This is a genomic window from Streptomyces sp. TP-A0874, from assembly GCF_001748085.1.
Taxonomy (GTDB): domain Bacteria; phylum Actinomycetota; class Actinomycetes; order Streptomycetales; family Streptomycetaceae; genus Streptomyces.
The window spans coordinates 353,707-376,856 of record NZ_BBZK01000007.1 but is presented as its reverse complement, the minus strand read 5'-3'; the positions used below and the strand labels follow the sequence as shown (position 1 = coordinate 376,856).

Sequence of the window (23,150 nt, the reverse complement as noted above, 5' to 3'; positions counted from 1 at the left end):
CCCCGTGTCCGCACTCAGCCACAGACGCCTGCCACTGGCCTTCGCCGCCCTGCTGGCCGCGTTCGCCGTGCTGTTCGCCCTCCCCGCACCGTCCTGGGCCCGCACCACCGCCGCCACCGGGCCCCAGCTGGCCGCGGCCCCCAACTTCAAGGCCCCCTACCCCTGCGGGCAGAACTGGACCTACAGCCACCACTCCGCCGAGGTCCGCCGCGCCCTGGACTTCGTCCGGGCCGACGGCGGCTCCACCGCCGGCACGCCCGTGCTGGCCTCCGCCGCCGGAACCGCCACCCGGATGTCGGAGCCGAACGGCGCCGGCAACTACATCGTGATCGACCACGGTGGCGGCTGGAAGACGTACTACTTCCACCTCGCCTCCTACTCCGTGCCCAGCGGCTCCTCCGTCGCCCAGGGGCAGCAGATCGGCGTGACCGGCAGCACCGGGAACTCCTCCGGCGCGCACATCCACTACGAGCAGCTCCTCAACGGTGTCGGTCAGAACATCGTCATCAACGGCGTCGCCCTGCCGTACCCGGGCAGCTACTACCAGAACTACCTGACCAGCGACAACGGCTGCGGTGGCGGCGGGGGCAAGGCCTTCACCACCTGGGGCAGCGGGGTCAACGTCCGGGCCGACGCCCGACTCAACGCGCCCATCGTCGCCCAGCTCGCCGGACCTACCAACGTCATGGTGGTCTGCCAGAAGCAGGGCGACACGGTGAACGCCGAGGGCTACACCAACAACTGGTGGAGCAAGCTGCGCGACCAGAACGGCTTCATCTCGAACATCTACATCAACGACCCGGCCGCGAAGCTGCCGGGCGTACCGGACTGCTGAACCCACGGCTGAGCTGAGAGCGAGGGGGCGGGGCTCCGATCACGGAACCCCGCCCCCTCGCAGTCGTCGGGCGTCGCGGCGATCCGCCGTCAGACCACCGCCCACAGGCCGAGCGAGACCACGAAGGCCGACAGGCCGAGCGTCGACTCCATGACCGTCCACGTCCTCAGGGTCGTCTTCTCACTCATCCCGAAGAAGCGGCTCACCAGCCAGAAGCCGGAGTCGTTCACATGCGACAGGACCGTGGCACCGGCCGCGATGGCCATCACCAGCAGGGCGATCTGGAAGTCGCCGAGCTGGGCGTCGGCCACCGAGCCGGCGATCAGCCCGGCGGTGGTCGTCAGGGCGACCGTCGCCGACCCCTGGGCGACCCTCAGCAGGGTGGCGATCACGAAGGCCTGGAAGATCAGCGACATTCCGAGGTCGGAGAGCGACCCGCTGAGCGCAGCACCGATACCGCTGAGCCGGAGCACGCCACCGAACATGCCACCGGCTCCGGTGATCAGGATGATGGAACAGACCGGCCCGAGCGCACCGTCGACGATCCGGGTGATGTCGGCCATCGAGCCACGGGGACGCCCGAGGACCACGACCGCGACGATGACGGTGATCAGCAGGGCCACGGGGGTGTTGCCCAGCAGGCTGAGGAACTCGACCCAGCCCTGCCCCTCGTCCAGCACGCCGGCGGTGACCAGGGTGTCCAGGACGGTGTCGAACGAGATCAGCACCAGCGGTACGAGCAGCAGCAGGAGCACGGTCCCGAAGGCGGGTGGCCGCCTGCCGAACACGTCGCCGTCGCCCTGCTCCTCACCGTCGCCGCGCTTCCGACCGCCGTTCACCTCACCGAAGAGCACATCGGGAATGGCCACATGAATCCTGGTGCCGAGGAATCGGGCCACCAGTACGACACCGACGTACCAGGCCACGATCGCCACCGGAATTCCCACCAGCATGGTGACGCCGATATTCCCGCCCAATACCTCGGTCGCGGCGACCGGGCCGGGGTGGGGCGGTGTCATCGCGTGCATGGCGGCGAAAGCACCCGCCGCCGGGAGCGCGTACAGCAGAAGTGATCCGCCGAACCGCCGCGCCACCGTCAGGATGATCGGCAGGAACACGACGAGACCGGCGTCGAAGAAGATCGGGAATCCGAAGAGCAGGGCCGCGACGCCGAGTGCGATCGGAGCCCTTTCCGCCCCAAAACGGCCGACCAGCGTGTCGGCGAGCACCTGGGCACCGCCGGTGACCTCCAGCAGTCGGCCCAACATCACCCCGAACGCCACCAGCAGGGCTACGGAGCCGAGCGTCCCGGCGAATCCGTGCATCAGCGCGTCGGGGATGTCCGCGAGCGGGAAGCCGACGACGAGCGCCGTCACCACACTCACCAGGACGAGGGACACGAAGGCGTGCAGTTTCACCTTCATGATGAGGAACAACAAGAGGGCGACGGCGCCCGCCGCTATCAGCAGCAGCGTCGCGGTGCCGTAAGCCGGCTCAATTGCTTCCACGAGGACACCTCACAGTGAATTCTCCAAACTCTGCTGTCCGGAGAATTCCGGACGCGTGGCCGATCACCATGCCGGGCACCCAACGGCCACGACAAGCCCCCGAAGTCAGAAAACAAGCGGGGCTAAGCCCCTTTTCGGAATCCGAATGAATGGCGTCATTTCCCGGCTCCACCCCGCGCTGACTCGCGGGGCGCGGAGCCGGAGAGGGCGGCGCGACCGCTGGCCGAGAGCGCGGCCGCGGCTCGCTCCGCCACACGCTCCGGCGCGTCGGTCACCGCGAGCGTCACGCCGGACTCGTCCGCCTGGAGCGGTTCGAGGGCGGCGAGTTGCGAGTCGAGCAGGGCCCCCGGCATGAAGTGGTCCGGGCGCTCCTGCAGCCGTCCGGCGATCAGGTCGCGCTCACCGGACAGGTGGACGAAGAAGAGACCCGGGGCGGCGGCGCGGAGCCGGTCGCGGTACGCGCGCTTGAGGGCGGAGCAGCTCACCACGCCGCCCTGGCCGGCCCGGCTCCGAGCCCAGGCGCCGATGGCGTCGAGCCAGGGCGCGCGATCGCGGTCGTCCAGCGGGCGGCCGCTGGACATCTTGGCGATGTTGGCCGGCGAGTGGAAGTCGTCGGCCTCGGCGTACGGGACCCCGAGCTCGGCCGCCAGCAGCCGGCCCACGGTGGTTTTGCCCGTCCCGGACACACCCATCACGACCACGACCTCGGGGGCGGCCATCACTACCTCGCTAAAGACCTCTCGCTGGCTCGGGTCGGCTTTGACACCGCCCCACACCTAAGCCCATGAGTACGATGTAATCAAGAGTAAGTCCTTAAAAAGTCATACTTAAAATCGGTCTCTGCCCCAACACGTAGGCTGAGTCCTGGATCGGGGGCGGAAGAGCGGACGTGGACGGGGCGCGAGGAAGCATGGGGACCCAGACGCAGGGCCTGCACGCGAAGCTGCTGGACTCCCTCGGGCCCGCGATCACCGCGGGCGAGCACCCTCCCGGCACCGTCCTCCGCACCGACGAGCTCGAAGAGCGCTTCGGGGTGTCCCGCACCGTGGTGCGGGAGGCGGTGCGGGTGCTGGAGTCGATGCACCTGGTGGAGTCGCGCCGCCGGGTCGGGGTCACCGTGCTCCCGCCCGAGGAGTGGAACGTCTACGACCCGCAGGTCATCCGCTGGCGGCTGGCCGGTGCTGACCGACCGCGCCAGCTCCGCTCACTCACCGTGCTCCGCTCGGCGGTGGAGCCGATCGCCGCCGGCCTCGCCGCGCAGTCGGCCTCGGCCGAGGAGTGCGCGGAGCTCACCCAGCACGCCCTGGGCATGGTGGCCACCTCCCGCGGCCAGCAACTGGAGGCGTACCTGGTGCACGACATCGCCTTCCACCGGGTGATCCTGCGCGCCTCCGGAAACGAGATGTTCGCCCGGCTCGGCGATGTGGTGGCGGAGGTTCTGACCGGCCGCACCCAGCACCAGGTGATGTTCACCGACCCGGATCCGGCCGCGGTGACCCTGCACGTCCGGCTGGCGGAGGCCGTCCGCGCCCGGGAGGCCGAGCAGGCCGAGGAGCTGACCCGCAAGATCACTCTCGGCGCGATGGCCGAACTCGAGGTGCTCGCGCCCTGACCTCGGGGGCGCGGCGGCGCTCCACCGACGGTCCGCCCCGGCATCAGCCCGCGCTGCTGCCCGGGATCAGCCCGCGCTGCTCAGGGAGAGCTTCGCGGCGAAGCCGAGGAACAGCGCACCGGCCGCCGAGGTCGCCCCCGCCGACAGCGCCCTCCGCCGACGGAACTGCTCCGCCAGCCGGCTGCCGCAGAAGATGAGCACCGTCAGGTAGAGGAAGCTGACCACCGTGGCGAACGTGCCGAGCAGCAGGAACGACAGGCCCGGGTGGGCGTAACCGGGATCGACGAACTGCACGAAGAACGACACGAAGAACAGGATGGCCTTCGGGTTGAGCAGGCTGATCACCAGGGCTCGGCGGTACGGCCGCTCCGGGGCGCCGGATTCGACCGCGGCGGCCGGTTCGGCCGCCACCGCCGCTCCCCGCTGGCGCCACATGGCCCAGGCCGACCGCAGCATGCCGATCGCCAGCCAGGTCAGGTAACCCGCCCCCGCGTACTGCACCACCCCGTACAGCACCGCGTTGGCCTTCAGCAGCGAGGCCACGCCCACCGCGGAGAGCAGCATCAGCACCGCGTCACCGCAGAAGACTCCGCAGGCGGCCGTGTAACCCCGACGCACTCCGCTCCGCGCCGACACCGAGACCACGTAGAGCGAGTTCGGCCCCGGCAGCAACACGATCAGCACAAGTCCGACGAGATAGGTCGGAAGATCCGTAACTCCCAGCACATTTCGGAGTCTCGCACACCTGTCGGATCCTCGATCAGGCTGCCCCCGCCCTGGATTTGGGAGAGGAGACGCCGCCGCCGCGGAGGCTCCGCCAGGGGGCGTGTGGTGATGGGGTTTGAGGGCGCGGGCGGGGTCGGGGGAACGTACCCCGCCCGCGCCGGGTGCGCGGAGCCTGGGTACGGGGGGAACCCTAGCTCGCGCGCCGCCGATGACCAGTCGGCTCATTCAGTACTGCGTCACCGGCTCGAAAAACGTCACACGTTGATTGAACTGTTGACTGAAAAATCTCTCCGGCCGTCCGCGGCAGCGGAAAACCGCAGGTCAGCCGGGCCGACGGCGATCAACCGCGGCCGACGAGTCCGCCGAGCCCGATCCGTTCGACGGCTCCGCGGGCATCCAGGCCCAGCGGGCCACGGGTGGTCGCCGGGGAGCCGGGAGCCTCCTGGGTGGAGTCCGGCTCGGCCGACTGGCCCGCTCCCCCGGGCCGGGGGGACTCGCTGTGGGGCAGGACCGTCGGGGGCGCCGCGCCGACGGAGCCGCTCTGCCCCGGGATCCCGTCGGGCAGGACGTGGCTGCCACCGTGGCCCTCCCGCTCGCCCGCGCGGCGGAGCACCTCCCCGCAGTAACGCCCCATGGCCTCGGGCGTTCCCACGTGCTTCTCCAGCCACTGCCGGGTCTTCGGCCGCACCTCGCCGGCCTGGTACTCCCGGCACAGTTCGACGAGGGCCTCCAGCCGCTGCTCCGGTTGGCGCCCGTCCAGCCAGCCCTTCGGGCCCCGGTCGGCCTCGCCCTCGCGTCCACCACTCTGCGAGGGACGGCCCGTCGGGCCGCCGGTGTCGCCACCACCGGTCGAGTAGTCCGACTCCTCCGGCCCTCCGGAGCCGTCGTCGGCGTCCCGCGCGGAGCTCTCCGACGGGTCGGGGGGCGGCGTCGTCACGGCGGAGACGCTCTGGGCGGGCGAGGGGTCGGTGTCCCCTTCGCGGAAGGGCAGCACACCGGCACCCGCGGCGACCGCCATCCCGCCGACCGCGCAGCCGGCCAGCGCGGTGGCCACCACCCCGGCCCGCAGTGGGCGCCCCAGCAGGACGGTCCAGCGACGGCGGCCTTCAGCGGCCCCGGCCGCGTACGGAACGCCGGCCCGGGCCGCGCGGAAGGCGGCCAGCGCCGAAGCCTCACCCGGCAGCTCGCCGCCGTCGGGGTTCGCCGGGGACCCGGGCTCAGCCGCCGCGCCCAACACCGCCGAGAGTCGCAGCGCCTGGGTCCGGGCGGCCCGGTCGTCCGCTCCGACGGCGGGCAGGGCGTCAGCGGGCTCACCGCGGAGCAGCCGCTCGGCGGCGTCCTCGTCCAGCCAGCTGTACCAGTCGTCGGCCATCACATGTCCTTCTGCGTCGGCGCGGAGGAATCCGTCACACCGGCGGGCGTCTCCACGCCGGCCCACGGCCCCTCGACGCGGTGGTACCGCACTCAGTTCTCCGCCCCCCTGGCCGCCACGCCCTCCCTCCGGAGGACGCCCGGCTCACCCCCGCCCCGCCGCCTGCCGCCACCGCGTCGTGGCCGGCCGGAGCCCTCCTCACACGGCCGGCGTTCGTCGTCCGGGCCCGCCGGGTCGTCCCCCTGCGCGGTCTCCATCTCCCCCTCGGGAAGCGTCTCCAACAGCTGGGCGAGCCGCCGCAGTCCACGGTGGGCGGCCGTACGCACCGCACCCGGCCGCTTGCCGAGCACCTGGGCGACCGTCTTCGCGTCCAGGCCCAACACCACTCGCAACACCACGGCCTCGGCCTGGTCCTGGGGCAGGGTGGCGATGAGCCGGAGGGTGCGTCCGGTGTCCAGCGCCTCCAGCGCCTCGGAAGCGGTGTCGGTCTCGGCCGCCCGCTCCCGCAGTTCGCTGTCGTCACCGCTGACGGCCGGTCGTCGGCCGCGCATCCGTATGTGGTCCAGCGCCCGGTTCCGGGCGATCCGCGCCGCCCAGCCGCGGAACCTGTCCCCGTCACCGCTGAAGCGGTTCAGGTCCCGGGCTATCTGCAGCCAGGCCTCGGAGGCGACGTCTTCCGCGTCCGGCTCCCCGACCAGGGTCCGGACGTATCCCAACAGGCGCGGGTGGACAGCCCGGTAGACGGTTCGGAACGCGTGCTCGTCCCCGTCCCGCGCCGCGCTCACCGCGGCGGTCAGCTCCGCCTCGTCCCCCTGCACGCCCTCATCCTGCCCCACTGTTCCCCGGCCCTCCGACACAGGGCTCCTCAACTGCGCGTTCCTCCCAAAGCCGGTACACCCCGGCCACGCCGACCACCGTCGGGCACCGTTGCCTGCCGAGTGTGCTCCGAGGTGGGTCGGCGGCTGCCGGCAAGGCGGCCCTCGCTGCTGCTGGGTTCGGGCTCACCGTAGTACGCCCGGTACGCCCGGTAAGTCCCGCGGGCCGGCCGGTCTGCGGAGAGCCGCAGCACGGCGCCGCAGCGGACTCGGGCTCAACCGGCCACCCCCATCCTGGCACTTCCGCCCGGTCCCGGCCGGGCCGAAAAAGGTCTATGGCAAGCACGCCAGAGGCGCGACGAGCACGCTACGGCCTGCGCCGCCACCGCGTCCACGTCCGGCGAGGACAACAATGGGCCAAAACACGTACCGGCCGCCCGTCAAGAAGGCCGCATTCGGTGTGACAGAAATCGCCTGGTCGACGCAGAGTGGGGTATGGGGCTTCTTTTCTGACCCCTCCTGTGACGACGGCCGGGGTCTCTCCTGTGGGGGGTGGCGACCCCGGCCGTCCCAATGTTCCCGAATGGCCTTCCGTCCGCCGCGCCTCGCCCACCTCGGGGAGGCTGCCTTTACGGATCTCGCCGGCTGTTTGCCGGCTCCCGGTCGGAAACGCTGCCGACGACTCACCCCGTACGTGAATTTTCCGTGACGGCGACCGGCCTCCACCCCCAAGGGCCCGGCCCCGACAACACCCCCGCCGCTCCGACTCACTCGACGTTCCCGCGCCCGGGGAGTTCATCGAGCCGATCGCGCGTAGTTCTCTTTGGTTTTCCGCCTTATCACCGAAGGCTGATTCATCCCCATCATTTTTCGGCCACCCGGTCGGCTCATCGGCCCATGGCCCTCCCCCACCCCGGAGGGCTGCTCCCCCCTCGGCATGAGCCCGTCCGCCAACACCCGCCGAGCCCGTCTCCGGTCCGCCGGGCTACGGCGACTCGCGTCGCTGCCAGAGCATCTCCAACCCCAGCATGATCGCGCACAGCACCCCGACGGAGCCCGGGGCCGCCACGAACGCCACATGGATCGGGCTGGTCTCGTCCGGCAGGAAGAGATCCACCCAGCCCAGGGTCAGGGAGAGGGCGGTGGCCACCCCGCCGAGCCGGGAGGCCCATTCGAAGAAGCTCGCCTGCCACGACTTCGAGGCCGCCGACTCCCGGGAGCGCACATCGATGCTGAAGAAGATCAACAAAACGGCCAGGAAGGAGATCAGACTGACCATGTCGGCTGACGGCATCTGGCGCATACCGGGACCATAGCCCCTGTCGTCGGCCACCCACCGCACGTCCGCGTTGCCCGGATTCGAGGGCATCACCGCAGGTCAGACAGTCTGATCTACGGTAGGGCAGGGAACTCTCCCGGCATCCCCCGACCCGCCGGGCGCGGCCCGGCACAGCCCTCACCGCTTCGGAGCGGGCCGGCGGCACCGGACCACGGGGCCGCACCGGTGTGCCACGGGACGGCCCTTAGCCCGTCCGTGCCCCTTTCACCGCACGCGCGGATCCCAGACGATCTCCACCGTCGGAGCGTGGCTACGATGGCGAGGGCCGGTGGACCCTATCCGGCCGGGCCCGGCCGACAGCGAAACCGGCGGTCCTGTTCCCCCGCTCCCGGAGGGTGTCCATGCCGGCTGGAACCCTGTACCGCGGACGGGAAGGCATGTGGTCCTGGGTGGCTCACCGAGTCACCGGCGTCCTCATCTTCTTCTTCCTGTTCGTCCACGTCCTCGACACCTCGCTGGTACGCGTGTCGCCCCAGGCGTACGACACGGTGGTGGCGACCTACAAGAACCCGCTCGTGGCGCTGATGGAGTACGGCCTGGTGGCCGCCGTCCTCTTCCACGCCCTCAACGGGCTGCGCATCATCGCCATCGACTTCTGGTTCAACGGCCCCCGGTACCAGAAGACGATGCTGTGGAGCGTCATGGGCGTGTGGGTGCTGGTGATGGCCGCAGCGGTCTACCCCCTCCTCGGCCACGCCACCCGCGAGATCTTCGGGAGCTGAGCGAGATGGCCCCCACCGACGGCCCCTCGGTCGAACTCACCGGCTCAAGCGCCGGCTACGGCCCTGACAACCCGGCGGCGGTCATCGTGCCGCCGCGCACCCGCACCGCGAAGACCGCGAAGTCGCCGCGGATGAGCTTCGAACTCATCAGCTGGGTGTTCATGCGCCTGTCGGGGATCGTGCTGGTCGTCCTGGTCCTGGGCCACCTGCTGATCCAGTTGGTGCTGGACGGCGGGGTGAGCAAGATCGGCTTCGCCTTCGTCGCCGGCCGCTGGGCCTCGCCGTTCTGGCAGGTATGGGACCTGGGCCTGCTCTGGCTGGCCATGCTGCACGGCGGAAACGGTCTGCGGACGGTCATCAACGACTACGCCGAGCGGTACAACACCCGCTTCTGGCTGAAGGTGCTGCTGTACACCGCCACGGTCTTCACCGTACTGCTGGGTTCCCTGGTGATCTTCACCTTCGACCCGAACATCCGCTAGCGCTCGAAGGCTGACCGACCAATGAAGATCCACAAGTACGACACCGTCATCGTCGGCGCCGGCGGCGCGGGTATGCGTGCGGCCATCGAAGCCACCCGGCGCAGCCGCACCGCCGTCCTGACCAAGCTCTACCCGACCCGCTCCCACACCGGCGCCGCCCAGGGCGGTATGGCCGCCGCCCTCGCCAACGTGGAGGAGGACAACTGGGAGTGGCACACCTTCGACACGATCAAGGGCGGGGACTACCTGGTCGACCAGGACGCCGCCGAGATCCTGGCGAAGGAGGCCATCGACTCCGTCCTCGACCTGGAGAAGATGGGCCTGCCGTTCAACCGCACCCCGGCCGGCACCATCGACCAGCGGCGCTTCGGCGGCCACAGCCGCAACCACGGTGAGGCCCCGGTCCGCCGCTCCTGCTACGCCTCGGACCGCACCGGCCACATGATCCTGCAGACGCTGTACCAGAACTGCCTCAAGGAGGGCGTGGAGTTCTACAACGAGTTCTACGTCCTCGACCTCCTGCTGGACGAGGCCGGCGGCGTCCGGAGGACCGCGGGTGTGGTCGCCTACGAACTCGCGACCGGGGAGATCCACGTCTTCCGGGCGAAGGCGGTGGTCTTCGCCTCGGGCGGCACCGGCAAGTTCTTCAAGGTGTCCTCCAACGCGCACACGCTGACCGGCGACGGCCAGGCGGTCGCCTTCCGCCGCGGACTGCCGCTGGAGGACATGGAGTTCTTCCAGTTCCACCCGACCGGCATCTGGCGGATGGGCATCCTGCTCACCGAGGGGGCGCGCGGCGAGGGCGGCATCCTCCGCAACAAGGACGGCGAACGCTTCATGGAGCGGTACGCGCCGGTCATGAAGGACCTCGCCTCCCGCGACGTGGTCTCCCGCTCCATCTACACCGAGATCCGCGAGGGTCGGGGCTGCGGCCCGGACGGCGACCACGTCATGCTCGACCTCACCCACCTCCCTCCGGAACAGCTGGACGCCAAGCTCCCCGACATCACCGAGTTCGCCCGGACCTACCTGGGCATCGAGCCCTACACGGACCCGATCCCGATCCAGCCGACCGCGCACTACGCGATGGGCGGCATCCCGACCAACGTCCACGGCGAGGTGCTCAGCGACAACACCACCGTTCTCCCGGGCCTGTACGCCGCCGGCGAGGTCGCCTGCGTCTCGGTGCACGGCGCCAACCGGCTGGGCACCAACTCGCTGCTCGACATCAACGTCTTCGGCCGCCGCGCCGGGATCGCGGCGGCCGAGTACGCCGGACGGAGCGAGTTCGCGGAGCTGCCGGAGGACCCGGCGGGCCGGGTGGTCGGCCAGTTGGAGGCGCTCCGGGAGGGCACCGGCACCGAGCGGGTCTCCGACATCCGCAGGGCGCTGCAGGAGACCATGGACACCAACGCGACGGTGTTCCGCACCGAGCAGACCCTGAAGGCCGCGGTGGCCGACATCGGCGCCCTGCGCGCGCGCTACCGCCACGTCTCCGTGCAGGACAAGGGCAAACGGTTCAACACCGATCTGCTGGAAGCCGTCGAGCTGGGCAACCTCCTGGAGCTGGCCGAGGTGATGGCCGTCTCCGCCCTCGCCCGCAAGGAGTCGCGCGGCGGGCACTACCGCGAGGACTACCCCAACCGCGACGACGTCAATTTCATGCGGCACACCATGGCCTACCGCGAGGTGGGCGCCGACGGCGCGGAGCGCATCCGGCTGGACTACAAGCCCGTGGTGCAGACCCGCTACCAGCCGATGGAGCGTAAGTACTGATGAGCATCCGCACACCCGGGAAGCGAGGCCGGAAGCCCGAGCCGGCGGCCCAGGGGGCAGCTGCGCACCTGGTGCCGGTCACCTTCCGGATCCGGCGGTTCAATCCGGAGGTCTCGGCCGACGTCCACTGGGAGGACTTCACCTTCGAGATCGACCCGAGGGAGCGGGTCCTCGACGGACTGCACAAGATCAAGTGGGAGTTGGACGGGACGCTCACCTTCCGCCGCTCCTGCGCCCACGGCATCTGCGGTTCCGACGCGATGCGGATCAACGGCCGCAACCGGCTGGCCTGCAAGACCCTGATCAAGGACATCAACCCCGGCAAGCCGATCCTCATCGAGGCGATCAAGGGTCTCACCCTGCTCAAGGACCTGATCGTCGACATGGAGCCGTTCTTCCAGGCCTACCGCGACATGATGCCCTTCCTCGTCACCTCGGGTAACGAACCGACCCGCGAGCGGCGCCAGTCGCCCGAGGAGCGCGACCGGTTCGACGACACCACCAAGTGCATCCTCTGCGCCGCCTGCACCTCCTCCTGCCCGGTCTTCTGGAACGACGCCCAGTACTTCGGGCCGCAGGCGATCGTGGGCGCCCACCGGTTCATCTTCGACTCCCGGGACGAGGCCGGGCAGCAGCGGCTGGAGATCCTCAACGACAAGGAGGGCGTCTGGCGCTGCCGGACGATCTTCAACTGCACCGAGGCGTGCCCGCGGGGGATCGAGGTCACCAAGGCCATCCAGGAGGTGAAGCGGGCGCTGATCACGCGTCGCTTCTGAGGCCGTCGCCGCGGCCGCCCTGGCCGCGGCGGCGGGCTCAGGTCCGCTTCGACGCGAGGGTGACGACGGTGATGTCCGATTCGGCCCCCACCCGGACCGGCGGCCCCCAGGCCCCGGCCCCCCGGGTGACGTACAACTGGGTGTCCCCGTAGCGCTCCAGGCCCGCCACCGTCGGGTTGGCGAGTTCGGCGAGGTAGTTGCCGGGGAAGAGCTGGCCGCCGTGGGTGTGGCCGGACAGCTGCAGGTCGACACCGTGCTTCACCGCGTCGTGGATGACCACCGGCTGGTGCGCCATCAGCACCGATGCCCGGGACCGGTCCCGGTCGCCGAGCGCCAGCCCGAAGTCGGGACCGACCCCCACGCTGCCCCCGCCGGTGGCCGAGACGTCGTTGACCCCCGCGAGGTCGAAGTCGGGAAGCTCCGCCCGGGCGTTCGCCAGGGGCCGGAGCCCCAGCTCCTGGACGAAGTCCACCCACTCCTCGGCTCCGCCGGAGTAGTACTCGTGGTTCCCGGTGACGAAGTAGGAGCCGTCCGGCGCGCTCAGCTGGGCGAGCGGTTCGGCCGCCGGGCCGAGATCGCCCACGCTGCCGTCGACGAGGTCCCCGACGACCGCGACGAGGTCGGGCTGCGCCCGGTTGATGGTGTCCACGATCCGCTGGGTGTGCGAGCGGCCGAGGATCGGACCGAGGTGGATGTCGCTGACGACGGCGATCCGGTAGCCGTGCGCCCGTCGGGGCAGTTTCGCCAGCGGCACCGTGACGTGTTTCAGTCGAGGGCCGCTCAGCACGCCGTAGGCGCCGTACCCGACGGTGCCCAGCGCCGCCACGGAAGCGGCGGCGGCCACGCCGCGGGCGACGAAGAGCCGCCGGCTCGGGCCGGTGGCCGGGATGCTCACTCCCGTGGCGTCGCCCGCCGGAGGCGGACCGTCCGCCTCACCGACCGCACCGCCGCTCTCACCCGCCCGCTCCAGCCGGCCGGCGCCCGCCGGGAGAGGCACGCTCCGCGAGCCGCCCGCCTCGGCCTCCCCGGCCTTCTCGGCGGCGGCCCGCGCCGCACGACGCTCCAGCATCCGGCGGAGCAGCGGCCGTACCGCCTCCCCCACCAGCAGGGCGAGCGTCAGGTAGAGCAGCACCGCCAGCCACAGGAAGCCCGGCCAGGCGAAGACCCGCTCCACCGCGAACGGCGCGCCGGCCCGCCCGCTGACCAGCGCCCCGAGCGAGGTCAACGGCGCCAGGACCAGCACAGCCGTACCGAGCCGCCGCACCACACCGCCAGGCGCCGTGGTGTCCCGCACCAGCCGTACCCAGAGGTACCGGTGCACACCGACGAGAAGGCTGAGCAGCAGCAGGACCGCGAAGATCCCCATCAGAACCATCGCGGCCCTCACCGCTCCGCGCCGGCGGAGAGTCTCCGGTGCGCCCGGACGCCCCGCAGACCGATCAGCCCGATCGCCGTGCCCAGCAGGAAGGATGTGACGGCCAGCAGCAGGTGGACCCAGAAGTAGCCGGTCGGATCACCGGCGTCGTCGAACGCCAGGCCGCTGCCGTCCTTCCAGAGGTTGCGGACGAAGGTGACCCAGAGGAACCAGCTCCAGCCCCCGAAGGCGAGCAGGAACCAGGATGCGGAGCGGCTGAGTCGCGGAGCGCTGGGATCCGATGGGCGCGGCATGCTCCCAGTATCGCCGGGCGTGTCCGGAGGCCCGCGGCGGGGTGGAGCCGGCCACGACCGCTCCCGGATATCGTGGCGTTCCCGGGCGTCCGCCAAGTGGTGCAGAGAGTTGGTCCGACGGGGCGGAACCTTTCCCACCGTGCCACCGAACAGCCAATCACACTGTACGTTCAGCACCGTGCATGGATTTCGCGCTCAGCCGTCCACCGTCCTGTCCCGACTCCCGCTGTGCCGCACGCTGTTGACAGCGACGGTCGCCGCGGTGCTGCCGCTGCTCGCCCCCGCGCCGGCGCTCTCCGCCGGCCGGGACGACGGCGGCGGGGCGGAGCCGCCCGCGAAGATGTCGACGGTCGGCGGCGAACGGCTGGGACTGCCGGGGACCCAGGTCGACTTGGGGACCGGCGCGCCCAGGCTGCCGAAGGACCTGACCGGACGCTCCTGGATCGTGGCGGACGCGGAGTCCGGCGAGGTGCTCGCCGCCCACAACGCGCACTGGGAGCTGGCCCCGGCCAGCACCCTGAAGATGCTCTTCGCCGACACCGTGCTCCCGCACCTGCCCAAGGACGAGGTACACAAGGTGGTGCCGTCCGACCTGGCGGACGTCGGCCCCGGCAGCAGCCTGGTCGGGATCAAGGAGGGGCTGAGCTACTCGGTGCACGACCTGTGGCTGGGCGTCTTCCTGCGCTCCGGAAACGACGCGGTCCATGTGCTCTCCGAGATGTACGGCGGCACCGAGAAGGCCGTGCGCGACATGCAGGAGCACGCCAAGGAACTGAACGCCCTGGACACCCATGTCGTCACCCCCGACGGCTACGACGAGAAGGGCCAGGTCAGCAGCGCCTACGACCTGACCCTCTTCGCTCGCTCCGGGCTCCAGAAGGCCGACTTCCGCGAGTACTGCTCCACCGCCAGGGCGCAGTTCCCCGGCAAGGAGAAGAAGGCGAAGAAGGGTGAGAAGCCCAAGCGGGAGACGTTCGAGATCCAGAACACCAACCGGTTGCTCACCGGTGATGTGGGCCTGGAGCCCTACGACGGGATGGCCGGGGTGAAGAACGGCTACACCTCGAATGCCGGCTCGACGTTCACGGGCGTGGCGCAGCGGGGCGACCGGGTGCTGCTGACCACCGTCATGAACCCCGCGAGCAACGAGGGCCTCGCGGTCTACCGGGAGGCCGGGCGCCTCCTCGACTGGGGGTTCAAGGCCGCCGACAAGGTGGAGCCGGTCGGCACACTGGTCGCCCCCAAGACCGCAGAGACCGGGAAGGCCGGCAGTGAGGCCGGGGGCAAGGAGGGCCGGCCGGAGAAGAACCCGCACGGCCCGGGCCCGGTCAGCGCCTCGGCCGCCGAGGACCCCTCCGCCGGTATGTGGACGGCGCTCGGCGTGGCCGGCGGATCCCTGGTGGTCCTGGGCGCGGGCGCCATGCTGGTGCACCGCCGCTGGCCGCTTCCGGAGCTGGTACGGCGCGAGCCGAGGGACTGACCCCCTCAGCCCTCGGCGACGGGCGGTCACCGGTCCTCCGATGACCGCCCGTCGCCGTCCCCGGCGGCGGGGCGCGAAACCTCGCCGCCCTCCCCGCCTCCCTGGGCTCCGGCGGACACCGCGGTCCAGGCCGAGCAGTACAGCAGCAGCTTCACCATGAAGTTGATCCAGAGCAACAGCGCGATCGGCACCCCGAACGCCCCGTACATGCTCTTCGCCGCGACCCCCCGGAGATAGCCGCTCAGCAGCAGCTTCAGCACCTCGAAGCCGACCGCCCCGATCAGCGCGGCGACCACCGTGGACCGGCGGTCCGGATGGACGCGCGGCATCCTGGTCAGCAGGTAGACCAGCAGCAGGAAGTTGGCGGTCACCGCGATGGCCACCCCCGCCACGACCAGCAGGACGCGGCTGGCGCTGCCCTCTGCGAGACCCATCCGGTCCGCGACCCACCCCACGGCGCTGCTGGCGAAGGCCGAACCCGCCATGGCCACCAGACCGACGGCACCGAGCCCGAGCAGCGCCCCGCCGTCCGTGAGCTTGAGCAGGACGGGGTTGCCCGGGTCCTCCTCCTTCCGCCACACCGCCCGCAGGCACTCACGCAGCCACGCCACCCACCCGATACCGGTGTAGAGCAGCAGCGCGCCCGCGATGCCGCCGACCGTTCCGGCGTTGTTGAGCAGGGCGTCCAGATCGAGCTTGGAGCCGATCCCGGGCACCTGCTTCGACAGCTCCCGGCTGAGCCGGTGGACTCCGCTCTTGCCGAGCAGCGCCGCGGCCACCGCGGCCATCACCGCGATGAGCGGGAAGAGGGTGAGGAAGCTCTTGAAGGTCAGGGCCGCGGCGAGCCGGCTCCAGCGCACCGCGTCCAACCGTTCGTACGCCCGCCAGGCGTGGGTCCGCATCGCGCGGGAGACCACCGGGCCGATCACTGGAAGTCTTTTCAGCCACTCCATGGAAGCAGGACTACCCGCTTCTCAGCGGCACGGCGCGGTCGACGCGCGGCACGGTCGACCGAGAGGGGCCGTCCCGGTGGCGTCGCCCCCGGAGCCCCGGGGGCCGAGCGGCGCCGGTCAGCCCCGGTCAGGTCGGCAGCGACGGAGCGGCGGTGTTCCGGGGCGTGCCCTGCGCCGGGACGCCACCCGCGGCCGTCGTCCCGCCGAAGGGGTACTCGTCCAGCATCCGCCAGCGCCCGTCCGCGCCCTGCTCGTAGAGGGCGAAGCTCTCTACCGTCCAGTCGGCGGTGTAGTCGGCGAGGGCCCGGTGGGCGTGGTCGAGCGCCGCGTCGTCGATGCCGTGGGCGATGGTCACGTGCGGGTGGTAAGGGAACTCGAGCTCCCGGGTCACCGGCCCGGAGCGCACCTGCTCCTGGAGCTTGGCGGACTCCGCCGCCCCCTCGACCAGCTGGACGAAGACGACCGGGGAGAGCGGCCGGAAGGTGCCGGTGCCCCGCAACCGCATCGGGAAGGTGTGGCTTCCGGCGGCCACCGCGGTGAGGTGGTGCCGGAAGGCGGGCAGGACCGCGGTGTCGACCTCGGTCGGCGGAAGCAGGGTGACATGCGTGGGGATGCCGTACGCGGCGGGATCCCCGAAGCTCGCGCGCCGCTCCTGGAGCAGGCTGCCGTAAGGCTCCGGGACCGCGATCGAAACGCCGAGCGTTACGGTCCCCACGTTCTCCTCCTCTGCGTCCGGATGTGCGCTGCGCGGCAGCGCACGGTCAGTGCCCAGTGTCGCCGCTGGCACCCGCCCCCGGGAGCGTCTTCGGTCCCTGACGCGCGGGCCGAAGGTCCTCTCCGGGTTTCAGCGGTCACCGCCTGCTCTCAGTGCTTCGCGGCGAGGAAGCCCATTCTGTCGTACGCCTGCGCGAGGGTCTCGGCAGCGACCGCCCGGGCCTTCTCCGCCCCCTTGGCGAGGATGGAGTCCAGCGTCTCGGGGTCGTCGAGGTATCCCCGGGTGCGCTCGCGGAACGGCGTCACCCACTCGACGACGACCTCGGCCAGGTCGGTCTTGAGCGCACCGTAGCCCTTGCCCTCGTACCGCTGCTCGAGTTCCGGGATTCCGGTACCGGTGAGGCTGGCGTAGATGGTGAGCAGGTTGCTGACGCCCGGCTTGTGCTCCTCGTCGAACCTGATCACGGTGTCGGTGTCGGTCACCGCGCTCTTGATCTTCTTGGCGGAGGCCTTGGGCTCGTCGAGCAGGTCGATGATGCCCTTCGGTGTGGAGGCCGACTTGCTCATCTTGACCACCGGGTCCTGGAGGTCGACGATCCGCGCCGTCTCCTTGAGGATGAACGCCTCCGGCACCGTGAAGATCTCCCCGTAGCGGCTGTTGAACCGCTCGGCGAGATCCCGGGTCAGCTCCAGGTGCTGCCGCTGGTCGCCACCCACCGGCACCTGGTCCGACTGGTAGAGCAGGATGTCGGCCGCCATCAGCACCGGGTAGGTGAACAGCCCGACGGTGGTCCGCTCCACCCCCTGCTTGGCGGACTTGTCCTTGAACTGCGTCATCCGGGAGGCCTCACCGAAGCCGGTGAGGCAGTTCAGCAGCCAGCCGAGCTGGGCGTGCTCGGGCACATGGCTCTGCACGAAGAGCGTGCAGCGCTCCGGGTCCAGCCCGGCGGCCAGCAGCTGGGCGACCGCGAGCCGGGTGTTGGACCGGAACTCCGCCGGGTCCTGCGGAACGGTCACCGCGTGCAGGTCCGCCACCATGTAGAACGCGTCGTGCGTCTCCTGCTGGGCCACCCACTGCCGTACCGCACCCAGGTAGTTCCCGAGATGGAAGGAGCCGGAGGTGGGCTGGATACCGGAGAGCACGCGAGGTCGTTCGATGGCCATGTCCACATTCTCGCAGGTGCGGAACCGATCTCGGGCCTCTGGTGTAAGAAGAGTGTGATGGCACGGGGAGGGGGCGTTCTCATCGCCCCGGAGAGCGCGGCCGAGGCCGCGGTGATCAGGCGGGTACGCGACGGGGACCCGGAGGCCTACGCGCAGCTGGTGCGGGCCCACAGGCCGGTGGCCGAGCGGACGGCGCTGCTGCTCGGCGCGGGTGCGGACGCCGAGGACGTGGTGCAGATCGCCTTCCTCAAGGCGTACCAGTCGCTGGGGCGCTTTCACACGGGCGCGGCCTTCCGCCCCTGGCTGCTGCGGATCGTCGCCAACGAGACGAGGAACACAGTCCGCTCCCGGCGTCGGCGCCAGGCCGCCGAAACCCGGGAGGCCGCCCGGTTCGCGGGCGACCCGGTGATACCGGAACTGTCGGACCCGGCGGTCTGGGCAGTGGCGGGCGAATGGCGCGCGCAACTCCTGGCTGCGCTGGACCGGCTGAGCGAGGACCACCGCCAAGTGGTCATCCACCGCTACCTGCTGGAGCTGGACGAGTCCGAGACGGCCGAGGCCCTCGGCTGGCCCCGGGGCACCGTGAAGTCCCGCCTCAACCGCGCCCTGCATCGACTGCGCCTGCTGCTCTCCTCGCCCGACCCGGAGGCGGTGCTCCGGACGGCCGAACAGCGGCCCTCCACACATCTGAGCCGCCGCACCCGTCACTCCCCCTCCCACCCCCGCTCCCGACCCCGCAGGCAGAACTCCCCGCCCACCACTCCCCGCCGCTCCTCCCTCCACCCACCGGCCCCGGGACGGCCGCCGGCCTCGAAGCCCGCCCGCAGACCCAGCACGACACCACGCCGCGGGAGAGGTTCTCCCTCCCCAGGAAGTTGATCAGGGAAGTGGCTCAGCGAATGTTTCGTGTCCCGTCCTTGGAAGTGCGGGTTGGTGGGTGGTTGCTGTTGGTGGGTTGCCGGGTGGGTGGTGCGGGGGGCGGGTCCTGCGTGGGTGGGGGTGCCGCGACCGTCTATTTACGGGGCCGTGCGGGCCGGTGGGCATCCTTCTGGTTGTAGAGCCCCGCAAATACACGGCAGCGTCTCGGCACCCCCACCCACTCCGGCCCCACCCCCTCCCGCCGTCCCGCCCCCAGGCCAATCCGTCCCTGTCGCTCAGCAAGGCGTCTCATCGGGCCGCCACCGCTGCCGACAGCGCTGATCAAGTCGCTCGCTGATCTGACCGGGTCAGGCCACCCGGGGGCCGGGGCACGCAGATCAGCCGGGAGAAGGCCCACCAGCGGATGACCGCGTTCCCAAAAGTTGAGGTTGCAGACGCGGTACGGGACGTCAACGACGAACAGGCGCTCAGCTTCCACGCGTTTGCCGACCGTGGGAGACCGACGGACTGGCCGGGGCCATGACGACGGGACCGGGGCGGGACGGCGGGAGGGGGTGGGGCCGGAGTGGGTGGGGGTGCCGGGACGCTGCCGTGTATTTGCGGGGCTCTACAACGGAAACGGCTCCCACCAACCCGCACGGCCCCGTAAATAGACGGTCGCGGCACCCCCACCCACGCAGGACCCGCCCCCGCACCACCCACCCGGCAACCCACCAACAGCAACAGCAACAGCGACCCACCGCCTCCAGACCCCTCACGCATCCAAGAAAGTTTGCGGGCATTCCCGCCGAGCGACGATAGAAAGGGGCAGCAGACCCCTCTCTGACCGAATGGAGCAGCCGTGATGACTACCGACCGCAGCATTTCCGCCGCCCAGGAGTACAGCGCGCACAACTACCACCCGCTGCCGGTCGTGGTCGCCTCCGCGGAGGGCGCGTGGATGACCGATGTCGAGGGCCGCCGCTATCTCGACATGCTCGCCGGCTACTCCGCGCTGAACTTCGGTCATGGCTACCGGCCGCTCATCGAGGCCGCCAAGGCGCAGCTGGACCGCGTCACCCTCACCTCCCGGGCGTTCCACCACGACCGGTTCGCCGACTTCTGCACCGAGCTGGCGCAGCTGTGCGGCATGGAGATGGTGCTGCCGATGAACACCGGCGCGGAGGCCGTGGAGACCGCCGTCAAGACGGCGCGGAAGTGGGGCTACCAGGTGAAGGGGGTCCCGGACGGCAAGGCCAAGATCATCGTGGCTGAGAACAACTTCCACGGCCGGACGACCACCATCATCAGTTTCTCCACCGATCCGGAGGCCCGCGCCGACTTCGGCCCGTACACGCCCGGTTTCGAGATCGTGCCCTACGGGGACCTCGCCGCGATCGAGGCGGCGATGGACGAGAACACCGTGGCGGTGCTGTTGGAGCCGATCCAGGGTGAAGCGGGGGTGCTTGTTCCGCCGCCGGGGTACCTGACCGGCGTCCGGGAACTGACCCGTGAGCGGAACGTCCTGTTCATGGCGGATGAGATCCAGTCCGGGCTGGGGCGGACGGGGCGGACCTTCGCCTGCGAGCACGAGGGCGTGGTGCCCGATCTGTACCTCCTCGGCAAGGCGCTCGGCGGCGGGGTGGTGCCGGTTTCGGCCGTGGTGTCCTCGCGGGAGGTGCTGGGGGTCTACCGGCCGGGTGAGCACGGCTCCACCTTCGGCGGGAACCCGTTGGCCTGCGCCGTCGCCCTGGAGGTGATCGCCCAGTTGCGTTCCGGGGAGTTCCAGCGGCGCGCCGAGGAGCTGGGCGACCATCTCCACCGGGAGCTGGGGCTGTTGGTCGGTGGTGGCGGTGTGGAGGCGGTGCGCGGCCGTGGTCTGTGGGCCGGGGTCGACATCGTGCCGACGCACGGGACCGGTCGGGAGATCTCGGAGCGGTTGCTGGAGCGGGGTGTGCTGGTGAAGGACACCCACGGCAGCACGATCCGGATCGCTCCGCCGCTGGTGATCAGTAAGGAGGATCTGGACTGGGGTCTGGAGCAGCTGCGCACCGTGCTCCAGGGCTGACAGGACGGTTTCGCGGTGCTTTCGGGCCGGCCCCAAAGCACCGCGACCACCGGTCGTCAGAGGATGACGTGCGGGAGGAAGCGCGCGTAGCCGTCGGTGATGAGTCCGGCTGATTCGCGGATGCCGAGCCCGGCGGCCTCGTCTTCGACGACCCAGGCCCCGAGGACGACCCGGTTGCCGTCGAAGTCCGGCAGCGGGGCGAGCTGCTGGTAGCAGCAGGTCTCGTCCGGGTCTTCCGGTCGGGTGCCGCCCGCTTCGTGGACGGTCACCCCGGCGCCTTCCCGCCCGAGGAGCGGCTTGGTCACGTATCCGGTGGTCTCCGCGAGTTCGCGGGGGCCGTCGAGGTAGGAGGGGAGCAGGTTGGGGTGGTCGGGGAACATCTCCCAGAGGATCGCGAGCAGCGCCTTGTTGGACAGCAGCATTTTCCAGACGGGCTCGATCCAGCAGGTGGAGCCGGTCCCTCCGCCGTTGTCGAGTGTCTCCCGCACCTGCTGCCCGAACTCGTCGGTGACCAGCCACTCCCACGGGTAGAGCTTGAAGCAGCTGCGGATGAAGGCCAGTTGGTTGTCGACGAACCGGCCGCTCATCGGGTCCCAGCCGATGTCCTCCACGGCGATGGCCTCGGTCTGGACACCGGCCTGTTCGGCGGTCTCCTGGAGGTAGGCCACCGTCATCAGGTCCTCTCCGGACTCGTCCCACACCGAGTGCGCGAAGTACAGCGGGCTGCCCGGCGGCAGTAGCGAGGCCTGTCGTTTCCAGGCCGCGACGAGCCGTTCGTGGAGGGAGTTCCACTGGTCGGCTTCGGGGAACCGCTCCTCCATCCAGAACCACTGCGGGCTCGCGGCCTCCACCAGTGAGGTGGGGGTGTCGGCGTTGTACTCCAGCAGTTTGGCGGGGGCGGTGCCGTCGTAGTGCAGGTCGAACCGGCCGTAGACGCTGGGCTGGTCCGCCCGCCGCCGCCAGGAGTCGGCTATCAGTGCCGCTGTCTGCCGGTCAGTGATGCCGAGGTCGGCGAAGCGGTCGTGTTCGACGATGAAGTCCGCCGCCGCCAGGCACATCTGGTGGAGTTCCGCCACGACGTCCTCAAGCGCCTCCACCTCGGGCAGTGAGAAGGAGTAGTAGGCGCTCTCGTCCCAGTAGGGGCGGAGTGAGTCGTCGGGGTAGCGGGTGAGGGGGTAGACCAGCCCTTGCTCCTCCACCGTCTGCTGCCAGTCGGGGCGCGGTGTGATGGTGTGCCGTCGCATGGGCGCTCAGCCGCCGTAGTATCCGCCGGAGCCGCCGATGCCGCCGCGGTGTACGCCGGAGCCCTTCCTCGGTTTGGTGAAGCTGCCGCCCTTGGCCCAGCCCTTCTCCTCCTCCCGCGACTTGTAGTACCAGGCGCCCCTGCTGCTCGAACCGGAGCAGGCAGAGCTGCTCAGGATCCGGTAGCCGCGGTCGTACTGGTAGCTGTTGCGGTCCACGCAGCGCCGGTCCGCGTCCGAGCTGCACGCGGTGAGCATCGCGGCAAGCGCGCCCATCCCGCCCAGTACGACCGCTCCGGACCTCAGACGCCTCTGCACTTCCGCCATCAGGCAACCCCCGTTGTCATGGACGTTGAAATTACGTCAGCAATGCTAGGGGGACGGGGGCGCCCCGCTCACCCCCGGGGGACCCGGCTCGGCAGCGCGGGTGCGGCGCGGCCCCGACAGGGTCGTGACGCGGTACCGCATACGGGCGGAAACCGGCCCGATCCCAACCGGATCGGCCGTACGGTAGGGCCATGACTACGAACGAGAGCGCCTCGGCCCCCGCTCCGCGAATGAACCTGGTGCAGCACGTCCCCGACGTCTACCAGGCGATGGTCGCGCTCGACCAGGCGGCCCGCAAGGGCCTGGACCCGGTGCTCTGCAAGCTGGTGAAGATCCGTGCCTCTCAGCTCAACCACTGCGCGTTCTGCATCGACATGCACGTGGGGGAAGCCCGGAAGGCCGGTGAGTCGGACCAGCGCATCCATCTGCTCAACGCCTGGGAGGAGGCTCCCGGCGTCTACTCCGAGAGGGAAAAGGCGGCGCTGGCCCTCACCGAGGCGGTCACCGTCCTGACCGACGGTTTCGTGCCGGACGCCGTCTACGAGCGGGCCGCGGCCCACTTCGACGAGGCGGAACTGGGGCGGCTGATCTCCCTGATCACGGTCATCAACGGCTGGAACCGGCTCTCCGTGACCACCCGTCTGCCACCCGGTGCCCACTGACCCGCAGCCGCTGGCGGGCGGCCCGGCGCGCCCCCAGGGACGCGGCGCCGGG

At 70.6% G+C, this 23,150-nt stretch carries 22 protein-coding genes and 1 pseudogene; 10 read left to right on the top strand and 13 right to left on the bottom strand.

Annotation, left to right across the window (positions count from 1 at the left end; translation table 11 throughout):
* Positions 1-4: 4 nt before the first annotated feature.
* Positions 5-835 (top strand): peptidoglycan DD-metalloendopeptidase family protein, encoded by an 831-nt coding sequence (locus tag BGP73_RS13975; RefSeq protein WP_374701143.1) that lies wholly within the window; start codon positions 5-7, stop codon positions 833-835.
* Positions 836-924: 89 nt separating this feature from the next.
* Here BGP73_RS13975 and BGP73_RS13970 read toward each other — a convergent pair whose 3' ends face one another.
* Positions 925-2,343 (bottom strand): GntP family permease, encoded by a 1,419-nt coding sequence (locus BGP73_RS13970; RefSeq protein WP_069814658.1) that lies wholly within the window; start codon positions 2,341-2,343, stop codon positions 925-927.
* 155 nt (positions 2,344-2,498) lie between these two features.
* The gene (locus tag BGP73_RS13965) at positions 2,499-3,062 is read right to left on the bottom strand and encodes a gluconokinase (protein WP_069814657.1); all 564 of its coding nucleotides are present in this window, start codon (positions 3,060-3,062) and stop codon (positions 2,499-2,501) included.
* Positions 3,063-3,253: 191 nt separating this feature from the next.
* Here BGP73_RS13965 and BGP73_RS13960 point away from each other — a divergent pair, with 191 nt between their 5' ends.
* Positions 3,254-3,955: a FadR/GntR family transcriptional regulator gene (locus BGP73_RS13960; protein ID WP_069814656.1), complete on the top strand. Its 702-nt coding sequence runs from the start codon at positions 3,254-3,256 to the stop codon at positions 3,953-3,955.
* A 66-nt stretch (positions 3,956-4,021) separates the two neighbouring features.
* Here the strand turns inward: BGP73_RS13960 and leuE are convergent, their stop codons facing one another.
* The 4 genes from leuE to BGP73_RS13940 form a co-directional block, all read right to left on the bottom strand.
* On the bottom strand, positions 4,022-4,681 hold the full coding sequence (gene leuE, locus BGP73_RS13955) for a leucine efflux protein LeuE (RefSeq protein WP_069814655.1): 660 nt from the start codon (positions 4,679-4,681) through the stop codon (positions 4,022-4,024).
* A 340-nt stretch (positions 4,682-5,021) separates the two neighbouring features.
* Positions 5,022-6,053: a hypothetical protein gene (locus BGP73_RS13950; RefSeq protein ID WP_069814654.1), complete on the bottom strand. Its 1,032-nt coding sequence runs from the start codon at positions 6,051-6,053 to the stop codon at positions 5,022-5,024.
* Positions 6,054-6,145: 92 nt separating this feature from the next.
* The gene (locus BGP73_RS13945) at positions 6,146-6,871 is read right to left on the bottom strand and encodes an RNA polymerase sigma factor (protein ID WP_069814653.1); all 726 of its coding nucleotides are present in this window, start codon (positions 6,869-6,871) and stop codon (positions 6,146-6,148) included.
* A gap of 982 nt (positions 6,872-7,853) precedes the next feature.
* Positions 7,854-8,171 (bottom strand): hypothetical protein, encoded by a 318-nt coding sequence (locus BGP73_RS13940; protein WP_069814809.1) that lies wholly within the window; start codon positions 8,169-8,171, stop codon positions 7,854-7,856.
* A 377-nt stretch (positions 8,172-8,548) separates the two neighbouring features.
* Between BGP73_RS13940 and sdhC the strand changes: the two genes are divergently transcribed.
* The 4 genes from sdhC to BGP73_RS13920 are packed head-to-tail and all read left to right on the top strand — an operon-like array spanning position 8,549 to position 11,963.
* Positions 8,549-8,929: a succinate dehydrogenase, cytochrome b556 subunit gene (sdhC, locus tag BGP73_RS13935; protein ID WP_069814652.1), complete on the top strand. Its 381-nt coding sequence runs from the start codon at positions 8,549-8,551 to the stop codon at positions 8,927-8,929.
* A 5-nt stretch (positions 8,930-8,934) separates the two neighbouring features.
* Entirely contained in the window at positions 8,935-9,411 is a 477-nt protein-coding gene (locus tag BGP73_RS13930; protein ID WP_069814651.1) for a succinate dehydrogenase hydrophobic membrane anchor subunit, read from the top strand.
* Positions 9,412-9,432: 21 nt separating this feature from the next.
* On the top strand, positions 9,433-11,187 hold the full coding sequence (sdhA, locus tag BGP73_RS13925) for a succinate dehydrogenase flavoprotein subunit (protein ID WP_069814650.1): 1,755 nt from the start codon (positions 9,433-9,435) through the stop codon (positions 11,185-11,187).
* Positions 11,187-11,963 carry a succinate dehydrogenase iron-sulfur subunit gene (locus tag BGP73_RS13920; RefSeq protein ID WP_069814649.1) on the top strand — a complete coding sequence of 259 codons (777 nt, stop codon included), beginning with the start codon at positions 11,187-11,189 and terminating at the stop codon, positions 11,961-11,963. The genes sdhA and BGP73_RS13920 overlap by 1 nt, the downstream gene beginning before the upstream one ends.
* Before the next feature lie 37 nt (positions 11,964-12,000).
* Here BGP73_RS13920 and BGP73_RS13915 read toward each other — a convergent pair whose 3' ends face one another.
* Together BGP73_RS13915 and BGP73_RS13910 are read right to left on the bottom strand one after the other, a co-directional pair.
* Positions 12,001-13,338, bottom strand: coding sequence for a metallophosphoesterase (locus tag BGP73_RS13915; RefSeq protein WP_069814648.1), 1,338 nt, complete (start codon positions 13,336-13,338; stop codon positions 12,001-12,003).
* A gap of 8 nt (positions 13,339-13,346) precedes the next feature.
* The gene (locus BGP73_RS13910) at positions 13,347-13,631 is read right to left on the bottom strand and encodes an SCO4848 family membrane protein (protein WP_069814647.1); all 285 of its coding nucleotides are present in this window, start codon (positions 13,629-13,631) and stop codon (positions 13,347-13,349) included.
* 178 nt (positions 13,632-13,809) lie between these two features.
* Here BGP73_RS13910 and BGP73_RS13905 point away from each other — a divergent pair, with 178 nt between their 5' ends.
* Positions 13,810-15,111 carry a D-alanyl-D-alanine carboxypeptidase family protein gene (locus BGP73_RS13905; protein ID WP_244501190.1) on the top strand — a complete coding sequence of 434 codons (1,302 nt, stop codon included), beginning with the start codon at positions 13,810-13,812 and terminating at the stop codon, positions 15,109-15,111.
* A gap of 26 nt (positions 15,112-15,137) precedes the next feature.
* On the opposite strand, the gene BGP73_RS13900 is transcribed toward BGP73_RS13905, so the two are convergent.
* The 3 genes from BGP73_RS13900 to trpS form a co-directional block, all read right to left on the bottom strand.
* A complete protein-coding gene (locus tag BGP73_RS13900; protein ID WP_069814645.1) occupies positions 15,138-16,064 on the bottom strand; it encodes a YihY/virulence factor BrkB family protein in 927 nt (308 codons plus the stop codon).
* A gap of 127 nt (positions 16,065-16,191) precedes the next feature.
* A complete protein-coding gene (locus BGP73_RS13895) occupies positions 16,192-16,779 on the bottom strand; it encodes a 2'-5' RNA ligase family protein (RefSeq protein ID WP_069814644.1) in 588 nt (195 codons plus the stop codon).
* Positions 16,780-16,928: 149 nt separating this feature from the next.
* Positions 16,929-17,948: a tryptophan--tRNA ligase gene (gene trpS / locus BGP73_RS13890; RefSeq protein ID WP_107474041.1), complete on the bottom strand. Its 1,020-nt coding sequence runs from the start codon at positions 17,946-17,948 to the stop codon at positions 16,929-16,931.
* Between the two features lie 51 nt (positions 17,949-17,999).
* Between trpS and BGP73_RS22120 the strand changes: the two are divergent.
* Both BGP73_RS22120 and rocD read left to right on the top strand, forming a co-directional pair.
* A pseudogene (locus BGP73_RS22120) lies at positions 18,000-18,572 on the top strand (RNA polymerase sigma factor); the annotation flags it as partial.
* Between the two features lie 1,093 nt (positions 18,573-19,665).
* The gene (rocD, locus tag BGP73_RS13880; RefSeq protein WP_170837834.1) at positions 19,666-20,868 is read left to right on the top strand and encodes an ornithine--oxo-acid transaminase; all 1,203 of its coding nucleotides are present in this window, start codon (positions 19,666-19,668) and stop codon (positions 20,866-20,868) included.
* A gap of 56 nt (positions 20,869-20,924) precedes the next feature.
* Here the strand turns inward: rocD and BGP73_RS13875 are convergent, their stop codons facing one another.
* Together BGP73_RS13875 and BGP73_RS13870 are read right to left on the bottom strand one after the other, a co-directional pair.
* Complete coding sequence (locus BGP73_RS13875) at positions 20,925-22,112, bottom strand: glutathionylspermidine synthase family protein (RefSeq protein ID WP_069814640.1); 1,188 nt, start codon at positions 22,110-22,112, stop codon at positions 20,925-20,927.
* A gap of 6 nt (positions 22,113-22,118) precedes the next feature.
* On the bottom strand, positions 22,119-22,436 hold the full coding sequence (locus tag BGP73_RS13870; protein ID WP_069814639.1) for a hypothetical protein: 318 nt from the start codon (positions 22,434-22,436) through the stop codon (positions 22,119-22,121).
* 191 nt (positions 22,437-22,627) lie between these two features.
* On the opposite strand from BGP73_RS13870, the gene BGP73_RS13865 reads away from it, so the two are divergent.
* Positions 22,628-23,098, top strand: a complete 471-nt coding sequence (locus tag BGP73_RS13865) for a carboxymuconolactone decarboxylase family protein (protein WP_069814638.1) — start codon at positions 22,628-22,630, stop codon at positions 23,096-23,098.
* Positions 23,099-23,150: the final 52 nt, after the last annotated feature.